Annotated in this window: 18 protein-coding genes; 10 read left to right on the top strand and 8 right to left on the bottom strand. The window is 63.3% G+C overall.

What is annotated here, in order from left to right; translation table 11 throughout:
* The first annotated feature begins 150 nt into the window (after positions 1 to 150).
* A complete protein-coding gene (locus tag K426_RS14525; protein WP_066558449.1) occupies positions 151 to 336 on the top strand; it encodes a DUF1328 domain-containing protein in 186 nt (61 codons plus the stop codon).
* A 6-nt stretch (positions 337 to 342) separates the two neighbouring features.
* A complete protein-coding gene (locus K426_RS14520) occupies positions 343 to 546 on the top strand; it encodes a DUF5818 domain-containing protein (protein WP_066558445.1) in 204 nt (67 codons plus the stop codon).
* Between the two features lie 21 nt (positions 547 to 567).
* Here the strand turns inward: K426_RS14520 and K426_RS14515 are convergent, their stop codons facing one another.
* On the bottom strand, positions 568 to 834 hold the full coding sequence (locus K426_RS14515; protein WP_066558443.1) for a hypothetical protein: 267 nt from the start codon (positions 832 to 834) through the stop codon (positions 568 to 570).
* A 412-nt stretch (positions 835 to 1,246) separates the two neighbouring features.
* On the opposite strand from K426_RS14515, the gene acnA reads away from it, so the two are divergent.
* The 3 genes from acnA (at position 1,247) to K426_RS14500 (ending at position 5,018) form a co-directional block, all read left to right on the top strand.
* Positions 1,247 to 3,916, top strand: coding sequence for an aconitate hydratase AcnA (gene acnA, locus K426_RS14510; RefSeq protein ID WP_066558436.1), 2,670 nt, complete (start codon positions 1,247 to 1,249; stop codon positions 3,914 to 3,916).
* Positions 3,917 to 3,996: 80 nt separating this feature from the next.
* Positions 3,997 to 4,245, top strand: a complete 249-nt coding sequence (locus K426_RS14505) for a CBU_0592 family membrane protein (RefSeq protein WP_176392495.1) — start codon at positions 3,997 to 3,999, stop codon at positions 4,243 to 4,245.
* A gap of 71 nt (positions 4,246 to 4,316) precedes the next feature.
* Positions 4,317 to 5,018 carry a glutamine amidotransferase gene (locus tag K426_RS14500; RefSeq protein ID WP_066558431.1) on the top strand — a complete coding sequence of 234 codons (702 nt, stop codon included), beginning with the start codon at positions 4,317 to 4,319 and terminating at the stop codon, positions 5,016 to 5,018.
* Positions 5,019 to 5,164: 146 nt separating this feature from the next.
* Here K426_RS14500 and K426_RS14495 read toward each other — a convergent pair whose 3' ends face one another.
* Positions 5,165 to 5,821, bottom strand: coding sequence for a glutathione S-transferase (locus K426_RS14495; protein ID WP_066558429.1), 657 nt, complete (start codon positions 5,819 to 5,821; stop codon positions 5,165 to 5,167).
* A 127-nt stretch (positions 5,822 to 5,948) separates the two neighbouring features.
* Between K426_RS14495 and K426_RS14490 the strand changes: the two genes are divergently transcribed.
* Positions 5,949 to 7,172 (top strand): polyhydroxyalkanoate depolymerase, encoded by a 1,224-nt coding sequence (locus tag K426_RS14490; protein ID WP_066558426.1) that lies wholly within the window; start codon positions 5,949 to 5,951, stop codon positions 7,170 to 7,172.
* Positions 7,173 to 7,204: 32 nt separating this feature from the next.
* On the opposite strand, the gene K426_RS14485 is transcribed toward K426_RS14490, so the two are convergent.
* The 5 genes from K426_RS14485 to K426_RS14465 all read right to left on the bottom strand — a co-directional run bounded on the left by K426_RS14485 (position 7,205) and on the right by K426_RS14465 (position 10,792).
* Complete coding sequence (locus K426_RS14485; protein WP_066558424.1) at positions 7,205 to 7,555, bottom strand: YbaN family protein; 351 nt, start codon at positions 7,553 to 7,555, stop codon at positions 7,205 to 7,207.
* A complete protein-coding gene (locus K426_RS14480; RefSeq protein WP_082748908.1) occupies positions 7,555 to 8,859 on the bottom strand; it encodes a sensor histidine kinase in 1,305 nt (434 codons plus the stop codon). Before K426_RS14480 ends, K426_RS14485 begins: the two co-directional genes overlap by 1 nt.
* Before the next feature lie 83 nt (positions 8,860 to 8,942).
* A complete protein-coding gene (locus K426_RS14475; RefSeq protein WP_044662519.1) occupies positions 8,943 to 9,608 on the bottom strand; it encodes a response regulator transcription factor in 666 nt (221 codons plus the stop codon).
* A gap of 46 nt (positions 9,609 to 9,654) precedes the next feature.
* Positions 9,655 to 9,993 (bottom strand): hypothetical protein, encoded by a 339-nt coding sequence (locus K426_RS14470; protein ID WP_066558417.1) that lies wholly within the window; start codon positions 9,991 to 9,993, stop codon positions 9,655 to 9,657.
* Positions 9,994 to 10,063: 70 nt separating this feature from the next.
* Entirely contained in the window at positions 10,064 to 10,792 is a 729-nt protein-coding gene (locus K426_RS14465) for an SIMPL domain-containing protein (protein ID WP_066558413.1), read from the bottom strand.
* 164 nt (positions 10,793 to 10,956) lie between these two features.
* Here K426_RS14465 and K426_RS14460 point away from each other — a divergent pair, with 164 nt between their 5' ends.
* The 4 genes from K426_RS14460 (at position 10,957) to K426_RS14445 (ending at position 14,781) form a co-directional block, all read left to right on the top strand.
* Positions 10,957 to 12,735: an ABC-F family ATP-binding cassette domain-containing protein gene (locus K426_RS14460; protein ID WP_066558408.1), complete on the top strand. Its 1,779-nt coding sequence runs from the start codon at positions 10,957 to 10,959 to the stop codon at positions 12,733 to 12,735.
* Between the two features lie 74 nt (positions 12,736 to 12,809).
* The gene (locus K426_RS14455) at positions 12,810 to 13,535 is read left to right on the top strand and encodes a VIT1/CCC1 transporter family protein (RefSeq protein ID WP_066558404.1); all 726 of its coding nucleotides are present in this window, start codon (positions 12,810 to 12,812) and stop codon (positions 13,533 to 13,535) included.
* Positions 13,536 to 13,572: 37 nt separating this feature from the next.
* Complete coding sequence (locus K426_RS14450; protein WP_066558402.1) at positions 13,573 to 14,118, top strand: glutathione peroxidase; 546 nt, start codon at positions 13,573 to 13,575, stop codon at positions 14,116 to 14,118.
* 15 nt (positions 14,119 to 14,133) lie between these two features.
* The gene (locus K426_RS14445; RefSeq protein ID WP_066558401.1) at positions 14,134 to 14,781 is read left to right on the top strand and encodes a trimeric intracellular cation channel family protein; all 648 of its coding nucleotides are present in this window, start codon (positions 14,134 to 14,136) and stop codon (positions 14,779 to 14,781) included.
* Here K426_RS14445 and K426_RS14440 read toward each other — a convergent pair.
* On the bottom strand, positions 14,778 to 15,092 hold the full coding sequence (locus K426_RS14440) for a plasmid stabilization protein (protein WP_066558397.1): 315 nt from the start codon (positions 15,090 to 15,092) through the stop codon (positions 14,778 to 14,780). The genes K426_RS14445 and K426_RS14440 overlap by 4 nt on opposite strands.
* Positions 15,093 to 15,208 lie beyond the last annotated feature (116 nt).

Raw genomic sequence — 15,208 nt, 5'->3', positions numbered from 1 at the left:
AATAGATGATAGCGCGCATCGGCCCAAATCCCGCCCATGCCCGGCATGGGCAGGATTTGATATTGCAACTTCGCAGAAGCGGCGCTCGCCGGAACCCGCCGCCTCACCATCCGTTGGAAAACCTAGGTCTTTCAACGGAAGGAGTGTCGCATGATCCGTCTGGCCATCATTTCGCTCGTGATCGCCGCCATACTGGCCATATTGGGCTTTGGCGGTGCAGCGGGCACATTTGTCGGCATCGCCAAGTTCCTGTTCGTGCTGGCGATCGCGTTGTTCGCGATCTTCCTCGTCCTTGGCCTATTGGCTGGCAAGGGCATCAAGAACGCGATAGATTGATGCGCTATGACTGATATTGGCGCTGGAGTGGACGAAACCGGTCGGTTGATACGCGATGAGGCCGGATTCCTGCTCCAGCGCGATCTGGGCGGCAGTTTCCGGCTGGTGCTGCTGCGCGTCCCCGTCGATCATGTCGAAAAACGGGTGCGGGTGCAGGGCTATTATGCCGGGGATGGCATAGTGGAGGTGGAAGGGGTGGCCGCGGCCTGACGGCCAGCGGCCTTCTTCCCGTCAGGGATTGATCGAGTCGCGAGGGTCGTAGGACGTCATGACGTCATGCGTGCTGACAAAGCGCGCACAGGCTCCGAACCCCCGATTATTCTCCAGCGGCAGCGCGGTTTCGCAATAGGCGCATTCCGCCATCAGACGGCCGACCATCCACTGGCTGCGGCCGCAACTGGGGCAATGATTGGCTTCCCCCGGATGATAATGAATGATGTAACCCCTTAAGGCCGGGTCAAATGACTTGCCGGTCGCGAGGTTGGACACTGGGCGCATCGTCTCTTCCTCCTCAGACACATATCACGGCATCGACGCAAAAATCGGAAATACCCCCGAGCTTTACATCAGCTTGGATGCAACGACGAACGTCAGAGCGAGCGACCCTTATCATCTCTGCAGAGCCCGCTCCTTGCATCAGAACGCGGCTGCAACTCAATGTATCCCGCGCCGGATGATCGCGTCTACAAGAAAGATTCCGGCCACTGTCCCATTTTCGCGCCTTCGCATTTGACTTGAGGCGCGCAGGCGCTATGGCGGCGCGCATCGGGACATACCCGCTTCGGCCGTGAGTTGGGGCGCATCCCGCCACCTTTCCGTTCGGTAGTTTTCCGCCGTCCGGCGAGCCTCTGGTGGAACTGCGTCATCCTGCCTTCGCATGGTCGGGGCACTGCGAGGAGACGCACGACTCATGACCGCCATCGGACAGGACACACTCGGCACGCGCGACATTTTGAAGGTCGGCGGCAAGGACATTGCCTATTATTCGCTGAAAAAGGCCGCTGCGAAGCTTGGAGACGTTTCGCGCCTGCCTTTCTCGATGAAGGTGCTGCTGGAAAACCTGCTCCGTTTCGAGGATGGCGTCACTGTCACCACCGACGACATCAAGGCGATCGTCGCCTGGCAGAATGACAAGGGCAAGGCCGAGCGCGAAATCCAGTATCGCCCCGCCCGCGTGCTGATGCAGGACTTCACCGGCGTTCCCTGCGTCGTCGACCTCGCCGCGATGCGCGACGCGATGACCGCGCTGGGCGCCGACGCCAGCAAGATCAACCCGCAGGTGCCCGTCCACCTCGTCATCGACCACTCGGTCATGGTCGACGAATTCGGCACGCCCAAGGCGTTCGAACAGAATGTGGAAATCGAATATCAGCGCAATATGGAGCGCTACGACTTCCTGAAGTGGGGCAGCAAGAGCCTTGCCAATTTCTATGCCGTGCCGCCGGGCACCGGCATCTGCCATCAGGTGAACCTGGAAAATATCGCGCAGGCCGTATGGTCGAGCGAAGGCCCGGACGGCGTCACCGTCGCCTATCCCGACACCTGCGTCGGCACCGACAGCCACACCACGATGATCAACGGCCTGGGCGTTCTGGGCTGGGGCGTGGGCGGCATCGAGGCCGAAGCCGCGATGCTGGGCCAGCCCGTCTCCATGCTCATCCCCGAAGTCGTCGGCTTCAAGCTGACCGGCGAACTGAAGGAAGGCGTGACCGCCACCGACCTGGTGCTGACCGCTACGCAGATGCTGCGCGCCAAGGGCGTGGTCGGCCGCTTCGTCGAATATTTCGGTCCCGGCCTTGCCTCGCTGTCGCTGGCCGACCGCGCGACGCTCGCCAACATGGCGCCGGAATATGGCGCGACCTGCGGCTTCTTCGGTATCGACGACAAGACGCTGGATTATATGCGTCTGACCGGCCGCACCGAAGAGAATATCGCGCTGGTCGAAGCCTATGCCAAGGAGCAGGGCTTCTGGATCGATCCCTCCATCGAGCCGGTCTTCACCGATACGCTGGAACTGGACCTCGCCACCGTCGTCCCCAGCCTCGCCGGTCCCAAGCGTCCGCAGGACCGTGTTTCGCTGCCGGAAGTCGATGACGTGTTCAACGCCGACCTGGCGAACGTCTACAAGAAGGCGCAGCAGCGCGTTCCGGTCGAGGGCAAGGATTTCGACATTGGCGACGGCGACGTCACCATCGCCGCGATCACCAGCTGCACCAACACGTCGAACCCCGGCGTTCTGGTCGCCGCTGGCCTCGTCGCCAAGAAGGCGAACGAACTGGGCCTGAAGCCAAAGCCCTGGGTCAAGACCTCGCTCGCCCCCGGTTCGCAGGTCGTCACCGACTATCTGGAAAGGGCCGGCCTTCAGTCGCACCTCGACGCGGTCGGCTTCAACCTGGTCGGCTATGGCTGCACCACCTGCATCGGCAACTCCGGCCCGCTGGCCGAGCCGATCAGCAAGGCGATCAACGAAAACGGCCTCGTCGCAGCTGCCGTGATCTCCGGCAACCGCAACTTCGAAGGCCGCGTATCGCCCGACGTGCGCGCCAACTTCCTTGCCAGCCCGCCGCTGGTCGTCGCCTATGCGCTTAAGGGCACGGTGATCGAGGACTTCATCACCACCCCGATCGGCGTCAGCGCGGCGGGTAATGACGTTTACCTGAAGGACATCTGGCCGACCAATGACGAGGTCGCCTCGACCATGGCCGGCTGCATGGACCGTGCGATGTTCCAGGCCCGCTACGCCAATGTCTACAAGGGCGATGCGCACTGGCAGGCGATCGACGTCAAGGGTTCGGACACCTATAGCTGGCGCGCCGGTTCGACCTATGTCGCCAACCCGCCTTATTTCGAGGGTCTCAGCATGACCCCGGCGCCGGTCACGGACATCATCGAAGCCAAGCCGCTTGCGATCTTCGGAGACTCGATCACCACCGACCACATCTCGCCCGCAGGCTCGATCAAGGCGACTTCGCCGGCCGGCAAGTGGTTACAGGAGCGTCAGGTCGCGCAGGCCGACTTCAACAGCTACGGCGCGCGCCGTGGCCATCACGAAGTCATGATGCGCGGCACCTTCGCCAATATCCGCATCAAGAACCTGATGCTGGACGGCGTCGAAGGCGGCATGACGAAATATGACGGCGAAGTGCTGCCGATCTACGACGCGGCGATGAAGCACAAGGCCGACGGCACGCCGCTGGTCGTCATCGGCGGCAAGGAATATGGCACCGGATCGTCGCGCGACTGGGCGGCGAAGGGCACCAACCTGCTGGGCGTCCGCTCGGTCATCGTCGAGAGCTTCGAGCGTATCCACCGCTCGAACCTGGTCGGCATGGGCGTGCTGCCGCTCCAGTTCAAGGACGGTCAGAACAAGGACACGCTGGGCCTGACGGGCGATGAAACCTTCACCATCCAGAATGTCGCGGGCCTCAAGCCCCGCCAGGATGTGGACGTGATCGTGAAGCGCGCCGACGGCTCGACCTTCACCTTCACCGCGCTGTGCCGCATCGATACCGTCAACGAACTGGATTACTTCCTGAACGGCGGCATCCTCCAATATGTGCTGCGCAAGCTCGCCGCTTGATCGGCTGAAGCGCTGAGATAAGGAAAGAAGGGCCGCCTCCCGCAAAGGAGGCGGCCCCTTTCTTTTTTGGGGACACGATCTTGACCATCCTTGTGGAAGCCGTCGGCTGGCTTGGCGCGATCCTCGTCCTGGGCGCTTATATCCTCGTCTCGACCGGCCGCCTTTCCGGCGGATCACCGGCCTTCCAATGGATGAACGCGCTCGGCGCGGCCTTCTTCGTCCTCAACACCTGGTGGCATGGCGCCATCCCCTCGATGGTGCTCAATATCATCTGGAGCGGCATCGGCTTCGCCGCGCTCTGGCGCATCCGTCGGGTCGCGCGCCCATAGCAGTTATTTCGCAAAGCCAAGAAAGGCTGGGGTGGCGGCCGGCGATTCATTTGGCTACCAACGCGGTAGAGATGAAGAAAGCGCTGATCGTCCGTCATGTGCCGCGCGAAGGAGCGGCGGGGTATCTCCAGCCGATCGAGGCCGCAGGCTTTGAGATCGAGCGGATTGACGTCGCCAGTCCTGATTTTTTCGATGCCGACCTGTGCACGCCCGACCTGCTGATCATGATGGGCGGCCCGATGGGCGTCTATGAGCATGACATTCACCCCTGGATACCCCACCAGATCGAAAAGCTCGCCGCCCGGCTGGAGCAGGATTTGCCGACGCTCGGCGTTTGCCTCGGCAGCCAGATGATCGCCGCGGCTCTGGGCGCCCCCGTCTATCCCGGCGGTCATATGGAACTGGGCTTCGCGCCGGTCAGGTTGAACGGGGCGGGGGCCGATTCCCCGCTTCGTCATCTGGAGGATGTGCCGGTGCTGCACTGGCACAGCGACACATTCGACTTGCCCGCCGGTGTCGACCTGCTCGCCTCAACCGATAATTACGCGCATCAGGCGTTCCGCCGGGGACGCAACCTGCTTGCGCTGCAATTCCACGCGGAAATGGGCGAAGACCCGCGCTTTGAGGACTGGCTCACACATTTCTGGGCCGATCTCGACATAGCGAAGCAATGCGGCATCGCCCTGCGGCAGGACCATGCCGATCATGGCCCCGGCGCCGTCGCCGCCGGTCGCGCAATGATTGCCGAATGGTTGAGCGGGATCGAGAGCTAGGCCTAGGGCCAATCGACATTCAGATGATGACGTGCCGAAAATGGTGGTTTTTCGTGACCTGGAGCGCAGCGTACTAAAAGTACGTGAGCACCGGAAGCACGGAAAAGCGCCATTTGCAGGCCGTCAGGGCTGAATGTCGATTGGCCCTAAAACTCGACTTCCAGTTCCTCGACCTCGTCCTTCTCCTTGCGCGCCGCGTCGATCCACTCGCGCATCAGATCCCAGTCGTTGCTCCAGTTGCAATAGGCGGCGGATTTGGACGACAGCGCTACGGCATAGGTCAGGAAACGCTGCGCCACCGGTGCGAACATCGCATCGGCCACGGTCGGCCGTTCCCCGAACAGCCAGGGACCGCCATAGGCGTTCAGGCATTCGGTCCAGATCTCCTCGATCCGCTCAATGTCTTGCTTGGCGCCTGAAAAGACGGGAAATTTCTCATGCCTGACCTTCAGGTTCATGGGCAGGGCGGACCGCAGGTTGATGAAGCCGGAATGAATCTCGCCCGAAACCGAACGGCAATGCGCGCGGGCGATCCGATCCGCCGGATAGAGCCCGGCATGCGGATAAAGCTCATGCAGATATTCCGCGATTGCGAGCGTATCCCATACGCTCGCCCCTTCGTGGGTCAGCCGCGGCACCAGCACGGAAGGCGACAAGAGCAGCAATTCCGCCCTGTTTTCAGGATCATCGAGCGCGATCGTTTTTTCCACGACCTTCAGGCCCGCCAGACGGCACAACAGCCATCCACGCAGGGACCAGGATGAATAAGTCTTGCTGGAAATGGTTAATTCGGCGTCGGCCATGGCAATCCTCCCGCTTCGTCTCTATGTTTCCATCAATCATGATGCGGTGCAATATCGAAAAGCTGTATAACGATTGTACAGATGGCCGAATCGGTGCCGGAAGAGCTTAGGACGCATTTTGAGCAAAATGATGATGCTATATAGTGGTTATCAGGCCTGGAACGACATGATGGCCCCCGCGCGATTCGGTGCTCAGATCGCTCTTTCGTTCAAGGACAGGATGGGTCCCGCCGGGGATTGGCCCGTGCCGCGCCGCATGTTCGCCCTGATGGATGTTTTCCAGGGCGCGAAATTGACGCATCGCCGCCCGGCCTATGGAATAACGGAGGTGCACAGCGGCAATGCGGTCGTCTCCGTTCGGGAAGAAGTGGCGCTGGACCTGCCCTTTGGCAACCTGCTGCACTTCGCGAAGGACGATGTGGAGACCGCCCAGCCCAAGGTGCTGGTGGTAGCGCCCATGTCCGGCCATTTCGCGACCTTGCTGCGCAACACCTGCCAGACCCTGCTCCGCGACCATGACGTCTACATCACCGACTGGAAGAACGCCCGCGACGTGCCGCTGAGCGCCGGGCGCTTCGGTTTCGACGATTATGTCGATTATATCATGACCTTCATGCAGGAACTGGGGCCGGGGTCGCATCTGGTGTCGGTATGCCAACCCTGCGTTCCGGCAATGGCGGCGGTGTCGATCATGGCGGAGGACAAGGATCCCGCAACCCCGCGTTCCATGACGCTGATGGGCGGGCCGATCGACACGCGCGCCGCGCCCACGGTGGTCAACGAACTCGCCAATGATCAGTCGATCGAATGGTTCGAGGAAAATCTGATCAGCATGGTGCCGATGCGCTATCCGGGGCGTGGTCGGCGGGTCTATCCCGGTTTTCTTCAGCTTTCCGCCTTCATGTCGATGAACATGGATCGGCACGGCGCGGCGCATCGCGAACTTTACCAATTGCTGGCCGACGGCAAGCAGGTGGAGGCCGACAAGATCAAGACCTTCTACCAGGAATATTTCGCCGTGCTCGACATGACGGCGGAATTCTACCTCGAAACCGTGGACAAGGTGTTTCAGCGGACCTTACTGGCGAAGGGCGAACTCACCTATCGCGGGCGGAAGGTCAATCCGGGCGCGATCCGCAACACCGCCCTGCTGACCGTCGAGGGCGAAAAGGACGATGTCTGCGCCGTGGGCCAGACGGCGGCCGCCCATGCGCTCTGCACGGGCCTGCGCCCGCATCTGAAGCGCCATCATCTCCAGCCTGGCGTCGGCCATTATGGCGTGTTTTCCGGCAGCAAATGGGAAAAGCAGGTCTATCCGCAGGTGCGGAACATGATCCTGGCGATGAACTGATCGGCACGGCGTTACGCAAGTTTCCGGGCTTTTTATTCCGGCCGCGTCCATATCCAGGTTCCGCCGATCAGTGCCGCTGCGATCGGTAGCAGGAACCATGGAAAAGGCGAAAATACCAACGCGAGCACCACGCTGAACGCAAAGGCCGCCAATGCCGCCTTCTTCCCCCGCCGACTGATCGCGCCCTTCTCCCGCCAGCGGCGGATATGCGATCCGAAATGGCGATGCTCAAGCAGTTGCGCCTCCAGCGCCGGGCTCGACCGCGCAAAGCAAAAGGCCGCCAAAATCATGAAAGGCACGGTCGGCAGGAGCGGCAGAAAGGCTCCGATCGTCCCCAGTCCGAGCGACAGGAACCCGCCAACCAGATAGAAAGGCCGCCGCATCAGGCGGCAGGCAGCCGCAGCCGGACCATCGCGCCGCCCAGATCCTCGCTTTCTTCCAGCGCGACCGACCCGCCATAGATTTCCGCGACATCGCGCACGATGGCCAGGCCAAGGCCGGTGCCCGGCTTTCCCGAATCGAGCCGGACGCCCCGGTCGAAAATGCGCGTGCGGTCCGCCTTGGCAATGCCCGTCCCGTCATCCTCGACCAGGATTTCAATCATCGATCCCCGGCGCCCGACGGTCGCGAACACGCTGCCGCCGCCATATTTGGCGGCATTCTCGACCAGATTGCCCAGCATCTCGTCCAGATCCTGCCGCTCGACACGTACGGCGGCCTCCTTGTCGCCATCCATGTCGATCCGCACATCCGGATAGAGCCGCTGTACCGCGCGCTCGACCGCATCCAGGCTGGCCCACACCTCCGCCCGGCTGTGCGCCGCGCCGCGCCGCCCCACGGCGCGGGCGCGGGCGAGGTGGTGGTCGACCTGCCGCCGCATCGTCGTCGCTTCGCGGATCACCGTGTCGCCCAGATCGGGCGATTGCGCGGTGGCGGCGTTCATGATCACGGTCAGCGGCGTTTTCAGCGCATGGGCGAGATTGCCCGCATGGGTTCGCGCTTCCTCCGCCTGCCGCTCATTATGGGCGAGCAGGGCGTTCAGTTCCTCGACCATGGGCAGGACTTCGGCGGGCATCGGCTCGGTCACGCGATTCTTCTCGCCCGCCCGCATCCGCACGATCTCATGCCGCACCTTGCGCAGCGGCCGCAGCCCGTAAAGCGTCTGCAACGTCGCCAGCACGATCAGCCCCAGGGCCAGCAGCGCGAAGCTTTCGAACAGGGTCGACCGCAATGTCTTGATCTGCGCGTCCAGCCCTTCGCGCGCCTGCGCCACCATGAACATCCAGCGCGTATCCGACCCCGGCAGGATGATGCTACGCTCCATGACGCGCAGATCTTCGCCAGGAAACTGGTTGCTGTCATAAATGTGCGGGGCGTCGTCATGATGCTCGGGATTGACCTTGAGCGCCCGGTCCCACAGCGACCGCGACCGCCAATCCTCGTGCCCCTTGCCGCTGATCTGGTAGTAAATGCCGCTATTGGGCTCCAGGAACCGCTGGTCGGCGGGTTCGCGGTTGAACAATACTTCGCCATCCGGGCCGATTTCCGCCGATGCGATCATGGCGGTCAGGACATAGTTCATCCCGTCGTCGAAATTGCGCGTGATCGCGTCGGACAGCACGCGGTCCAGCGCCAGCCCGCCGCCCAGCAGCAGCAGGCTGATCCACAGCGCGGCAATGCCGATCATGCGGCGGCTCAGCGAGCCGGTGGAGAGAACCTGGGAAGGAGCGTGGGGATCGGTCATCGCAGGCGCCGGAACCTCGGCCCCAATTACCGTCCCGGTTCGTCGAGGCTGTAGCCCAGGCCACGGATCGTCGTGATGACGTCGGCGCCCAGCTTCTTGCGGATGCGCGTCACGAACACTTCGATCGTGTTGGAATCGCGGTCGAAATCCTGGTCGTAAATATGTTCGATCAACTCGGTGCGGCTCACCACCTTGCCCTTGTGGTGGAGCAGGTAGGAGAGCAGCTTATATTCCTGCGCGGTGAGCTTCACCGGCTCGCCCTTCAGCGTCACCTTGCCCGATCGCGTGTCCAGCCGCACGTCACCGGCGGTCAGCTCGCTCGACGCATTGCCCGAAGCGCGGCGAATGAGCGCGCGCAGGCGGGCGATCAGTTCCTCGCTCTGAAAGGGCTTGGCGAGATAGTCGTCCGCGCCAGCGTCCAGCCCCGCCACCTTGTCCGACCAGCTATCGCGCGCGGTCAGCACCAGCACCGGAAAACTGCGGCCTTCCTTGCGCCAGCGGTCCAGCACTGTCAGGCCGTCGATGGTCGGCAGGCCCAGATCCAGCACCACCGCGTCATAGCTTTCGGTCGCGCCCAGAAAATGTCCGTCCTCGCCATCGTCGGCCAGATCCACGGCGTAACCCGCGCCCTCCAGCGTATTGCGGAGCTGTTGCCCGAGGCTAGGTTCATCTTCGACGATCAGCAGACGCATATGGCCCCGTTTCTGTTGTTGTGCCCAAAGGTCAGGCGGCGCGCACTTAACGCGCCCAGCCGATTATATCGCCCGTGCGACCGTCCGCATCAACCCATAGCACCTTGCCGTCCTTCACATATTTCAGGCGATATCGGTTGGTGGAGGGGTTGAACTCACTGCCCAGATAGGTGGCGCCGTTCATGGCGGCGTCGACCCGGCGCTTGATGACGGAAAAGGGCATGACCTGTCCGTCCAGCATGGCCCGCCGCGCGGCATCCTGCTCGTCGCGCTGGCTGCTGGCATAAGCGGTGGGATTCGTGACGGAAAGTGCCGCCATGGCTCCCAGCCCTGCTATCAGTCTGAACCGCATCATTCGCATGACCTTGGCATAGCCGGGAACCATTGAACAGGTGGTGAATGGGGAAAGCCAAGCTTGATCCTCCCCATCCGTCGATGGGAAGGATCAAGCTCACTCACTTCTCCAGCGCGTACTGCACCGTCAGCGTCACCGAAGACCCGACCTGCCCCGGCTCGACCGGCGTGGCGGGCGCTGAATCCGCCTTGAACCGCGCCGTCACCATCATCGGCATGGGCGGCTGGCCACCGCTATTGCTCTCCGCCAGCGAAACCAGCCGCGCCGACCGATAGCCGGCCGCCTGCGCGTAGAAATCCGCCTGCGCCCTGGCGGTCTTGAGCGCGGCCGCCCGCGCCTGCGCCAGCATCGGCGTGGGATCGCTGATTGAGAAGCTCGGCCCGTTCACATTGGTCGCCCCGGCCTCCACCATGGTGTCGAGCAGCGTACCAACCTTCTTGATGTCGCGCAGCTTCACCGAAAGCTGGTTCGACGCTTCATAGCCGATGAAGCGCGGCCCCGACGGCTGCCCGTCGCGATTGCTGTAATCATATTGCGCGGAAAGATTGATGCCGCTGGTTTGAATATCCTTCTTCGGGATTCCCGCCTTCACCAGCGCGGCGATCAGCTTGTCCATCTGCGCCGCATTGTCGCGCATCGCCTGGGCGGCGGTTTGGGCGCGGGTCTGGACGCCGGTGCCCACTGTCGCCATGTCGGGCGCGGCTTCCACGGTTTCCGTGACGTTCAGCGTCACGATCGGCGCGGTTTCAGCGATGGTGACGCTGGTCTGCGCCATGGCCGAAACCGGCAGGGCAGCGCCAAGGGCCATCAGGGCGAACATTGATTTCATAGCCTTTGATTTCACGGGGCTTTCTCCTCAAAAAGCGATGCATGTCTATTGTGACGGTTGCGATGAACGGACGCTGACACGCGTTGAAAGCCGTCAGACAGCTTCCGGTTCCCCTTTTGGGACGCCTCTTGCTCTGGGACGCCCGAAGGCCTAGCTGCACGCCCATGGCGGCTCCTATCCTTTCCTTCGAAAATCTCGGCCTCTCGCAAGGCACCCATTGGCTTTTCCGCAATCTCGACATTTTCGTCGGGGAGAAGGACAGGCTAGCGCTGATCGGCCGCAACGGCGCGGGCAAGACCACGCTGCTGAAGCTCATCGCCGGCCAGATCGAACCGGATGAGGGCAACCGTTCCGTCCGCCCCGGCGCGCGCGTCATCATGCTGGAGCAAGACCCCGATGTCGCCGGCTTCGCCACGCTGCGCGATTTCGCGCTGGCGGGCCAGTTCGCGCCGCCCGCCCATGAAGTCGACGCCATCGCCAGCCAGCTTGGCACCGACCTCGACCGCGAAGCCGCGACCGCTTCGGGCGGCGAACGTCGCCGCGCCGCGATCGCTCGCGCTTTGGCGAGCAAACCCGACCTGCTGCTGCTGGACGAGCCGACCAACCATCTCGACATCGACGCGATCGACTGGCTGGAGGGCTGGCTCAGCCGCTATAACGGCGCCTTCATCGTCATCAGCCACGACCGCGCTTTCCTGACCCGGCTGACGCGCCAGACGCTGTGGCTCGACCGGGGCGGCATCCGTCGCAATGAAATCGGCTTCGGCGGCTTCGAGGAATGGATGGAAGCGGTCTATGCCGAGGAAGCCCGCGCCGCCGAAAAGCTGGACGCCAAGCTCAAGATTGAGGCGCACTGGCTGGAGCGCGGCGTCACCGCGCGGCGCAAGCGTAACCAGGGCCGCCTCGCGAAACTCTGGGAAATGCGCGCCCAACGCGCCGCTATGGTGGGGCCGCAGGGCGTCGCGAAGATCGCCGTCGCCAGCGACGACAACAAGACGAAAAGCGTCATCACTGCCGAGCATGTCACGAAAAATTTCGGGGATCGCACGGTCATCAAGGACTTCTCCTTGCGCATCCAGCGCGGCGACCGCATCGGCATCGTCGGCGGCAATGGCGCGGGCAAGACCACGCTCCTGAAGCTGCTGACCGGCGAACTCGCGCCCGACTCTGGTCAGGTCAAACAGGCCAAGTCGCTCGACATGATCTTCATCGACCAGCAGCGCAGCCTGATGCAGCCCGACAAGCGTGTCCGGGATGTGCTGGCCGAAGGCGGCGACTGGATCGACGTGCGCGGCGTGCGGAAACATGTCCACGGCTATCTCAAGGAATTCCTCTTCGACCCCTCGCTGGCTGAGGCGAAGGTGGGGACGCTCTCGGGCGGCGAACGCTCCCGCCTCTTGTTCGCGCGCGAATTCGCCCGCGAATCGAACCTGCTGATCCTTGACGAGCCGACCAACGATCTCGACCTCGAAACGCTCGATCTGCTCCAGGAAGTGATTGCCGATTATGAGGGCACGGTCCTGATCGTCAGCCACGACCGCGACTTTCTCGATCGTACAGTCACCGTGACGCTGGGGCTGGATGGCTCCGGCACGATCGACGTGATCGTCGGCGGCTATGCCGACTGGGTCGCCAAGCGCCAGCCGAAAAATGCGCCCAAGGCCGAGAAGAAGGCCGCCGCGCCGCCGCCGCAGAAAAGCGCCTCGACCAAGCTCAGCTACAAGGATCAGCGCGATTTCGACCTGATTCCCAGGCGCATCGAGGAGATCGAGGCCGCCATCGCCCGCGACGAAGAAGCGCTGGCCGACCCCAGTCTCTACAGCCGCGATCCGAAAAAGTTCGACACGCTCACCAAGGCGATCGAAAAGGCCCGCGCCGAAAAGGACGCGGCGGAGGAGCGCTGGCTGGAACTGGCGGAAAAGGCCGAGGGGCTCAGTGGATAGAAGGCCTTGCGCCGATCCTCTCATCTGTTAGCCAATGCCGGGCATTCACGGGACGCAGTCAGGGGACAGGGCGCATGGAACAGTCCACAACCATACAGGACATGGACGTGATCGACGGCCATCACGCGGTCCATTATGTCAACCGGGTCGGCTGGCTCCGCGCCGCCGTGCTGGGCGCCAATGACGGCATCGTCTCGACCGCCAGCCTGCTGACCGGGATCGCGGCTTCCGGCGCGGCGCGGGATACCATCCTTCTTTCCGGCATCGCCGCGCTGGTCGCTGGCGCCATGTCTATGGCGGCGGGCGAATATGTTTCCGTCAGCGCCCAATCCGATACCGAGCGCGCCGATCTGGCCAAGGAAAAGAAGGCGCTGGCCCAGCAACCGCATACGGAATGGGAGGAATTGCGCGACATCTATGTCGAACGCGGCCTGACGCCCGATCTCGCCGGTCAGGTGGCGACGCAGTTGATGAATGTCGACGCCCTTGCCGCCCATGCGCGCGACGAGCTGGGCATTTCCGAAATCAGCACCGCGCGGCCGATTCAGGCCGCGCTGACATCCGCCGCGACCTTTTCCGTCGGAGCCGTCGCGCCTGTATTGGCCGCGGTCGCCAGCCCTTCCCATGCCATCGTCGCCGTTGCCGTCACGTCCCTGATTTGCCTGGCCGCGCTGGGCTATATCGGGGCGCGGCTCGGCGGCGGCGGGATTGTGCGCGCCGTCGCCCGCGTGGTCTTCTGGGGGGTGTTCGCGATGCTCGCGACCTCCGGCGTCGGCAAGCTTTTCGGCGCGGCCATATGACGGCCCGGTTCATCCCCATTTCCAAGGAGACGAAAAAATGACCGATATTCAGCAAATCCCGCTCAAGACCATCAAGGGCGCCGACGCCAGCCTGGCCGACTATGCGGGCAAGGTGGTGCTGGCGGTCAATGTCGCCTCCAAATGCGGCCTGACTCCGCAATATGAGGGTCTTGAGAAGCTTTACGCCGAATATAAGGACAAGGGTCTGGTCGTCGCCGGCTTCCCCGCCAATGATTTCGGCGCGCAGGAACCGGGCAGCAATGACGAGATCGCGACCTTCTGCACCACCAATTTCGGCGTCGATTTCCCAATGTTCGAGAAGATCGTCGTCACCGGCCCGGAAAAGCATCCGCTCTACGCCGCGCTCACCAGCGCCCAGCCGACGGCCAAGGGCGAAGGCGCCGCTTTCCGCGAAAAGCTGGCGGGCTATGGCATCACGCCCAATCCCGAACCCGAGCTGCTCTGGAATTTCGAGAAATTCGTGATCGCCAAGGACGGCACGGTCGCTGCCCGCTTCGCGCCCACGACAGCGCCCGATGACGCGGGCCTGATCGCGGCCATAGAGGCTGAACTGGCGAAATAAAGCGCTGCGCCGTCCGTGAACCAGACGCTGCTGCCGCAGATCGGCCCGGTCCTCGAAACGCTGAGCATCGTCGGCACCTTCGTGTTCGCGGCGTCCGGCGCGCTGGCGGCCGCGCGCCTGCGCCAGACGCTCGTCACCTTCGCCTTCTTCGCGTTGGTGACTGGGGTAGGGGGCGGCACGGTGCGCGACCTGCTGATCGGCGCGCCGGTCTTCTGGGTCCGTGACGCCGTGCCCGCCATCGCCTGCATGATCGCGGCGCTGCTCGTCTGGTTCACCCCCCGCCGCTGGTGGAGCGATCATGCTCTCGACTGGCTCGATGCGGTGGGCCTTGCCGCCTTTGCCGTCTATGGCGCGGCCAAGGCGATGAGCTATGGCGTCCCGCCCCTGGTGGCGGCGATGATGGGCGTCGTCACCGGCTGCGTCGGCGGCATCATGCGCGATCTGCTGGCGGGGGAGCCTTCCATCCTGCTGCGGCCCGAACTCTATGTCACGGCGGCGGCGCTGGCGGCGGGCCTTTTCGTGTTCCTGCGCTGGATGGGGCTGGATGTTCCCTTTGCGGGGCTGATCGCCGCCCTGATCGGTTTCCTGCTGCGCGCCATCGCCATATGGAAGGGTCTGGGTCTGCCGCATTACCAGCCGGAAGATCGAAATAGCCGCGCCTAACCGCTTTTGGCATGTGTCCTTTTTCGGCGGGTTTCCCAGCCCTTCTTAGCGGCGGCGGAGCGATCCGCCGCCGGGCGCCGGGCCGATGCGGCGCCGCCCTTCCTGCCGCCCTTGCGCGACGAGGCATGGCTGTCCGGCTTGCCCCGGCCGGAACCGGATTTGTTGCCGCCTCCCGATTCCTTGTTCACCGTCGCCCAGGCCCGCCGTTCCGCCTCCTGGCGGGAAACGCCGCGATCCTCATAGCCCTGCTCGATATGCTCGGCCTTGCGCTTCTGCTTGTCGGTGTAGCTGCTCTTGTCGCCTTGGGGCATGATCTTCTCCTTCCGCTTTCCTGCCCGATGTAACGACTGACGCGCGCGGCCGTTCACACCGCTGCACAAGCGTTACGATCTGCGGAACAGACCAGCCGGAACCGCGTTCAAAGGTG

Origin of the sequence: Sphingobium sp. TKS (genome assembly GCF_001563265.1) — a bacterium.
Taxonomy (GTDB): domain Bacteria; phylum Pseudomonadota; class Alphaproteobacteria; order Sphingomonadales; family Sphingomonadaceae; genus Sphingobium.
The sequence above is the reverse complement of the archived record's forward strand: the minus strand, read 5'-3'. Positions and strand labels throughout refer to the sequence as shown.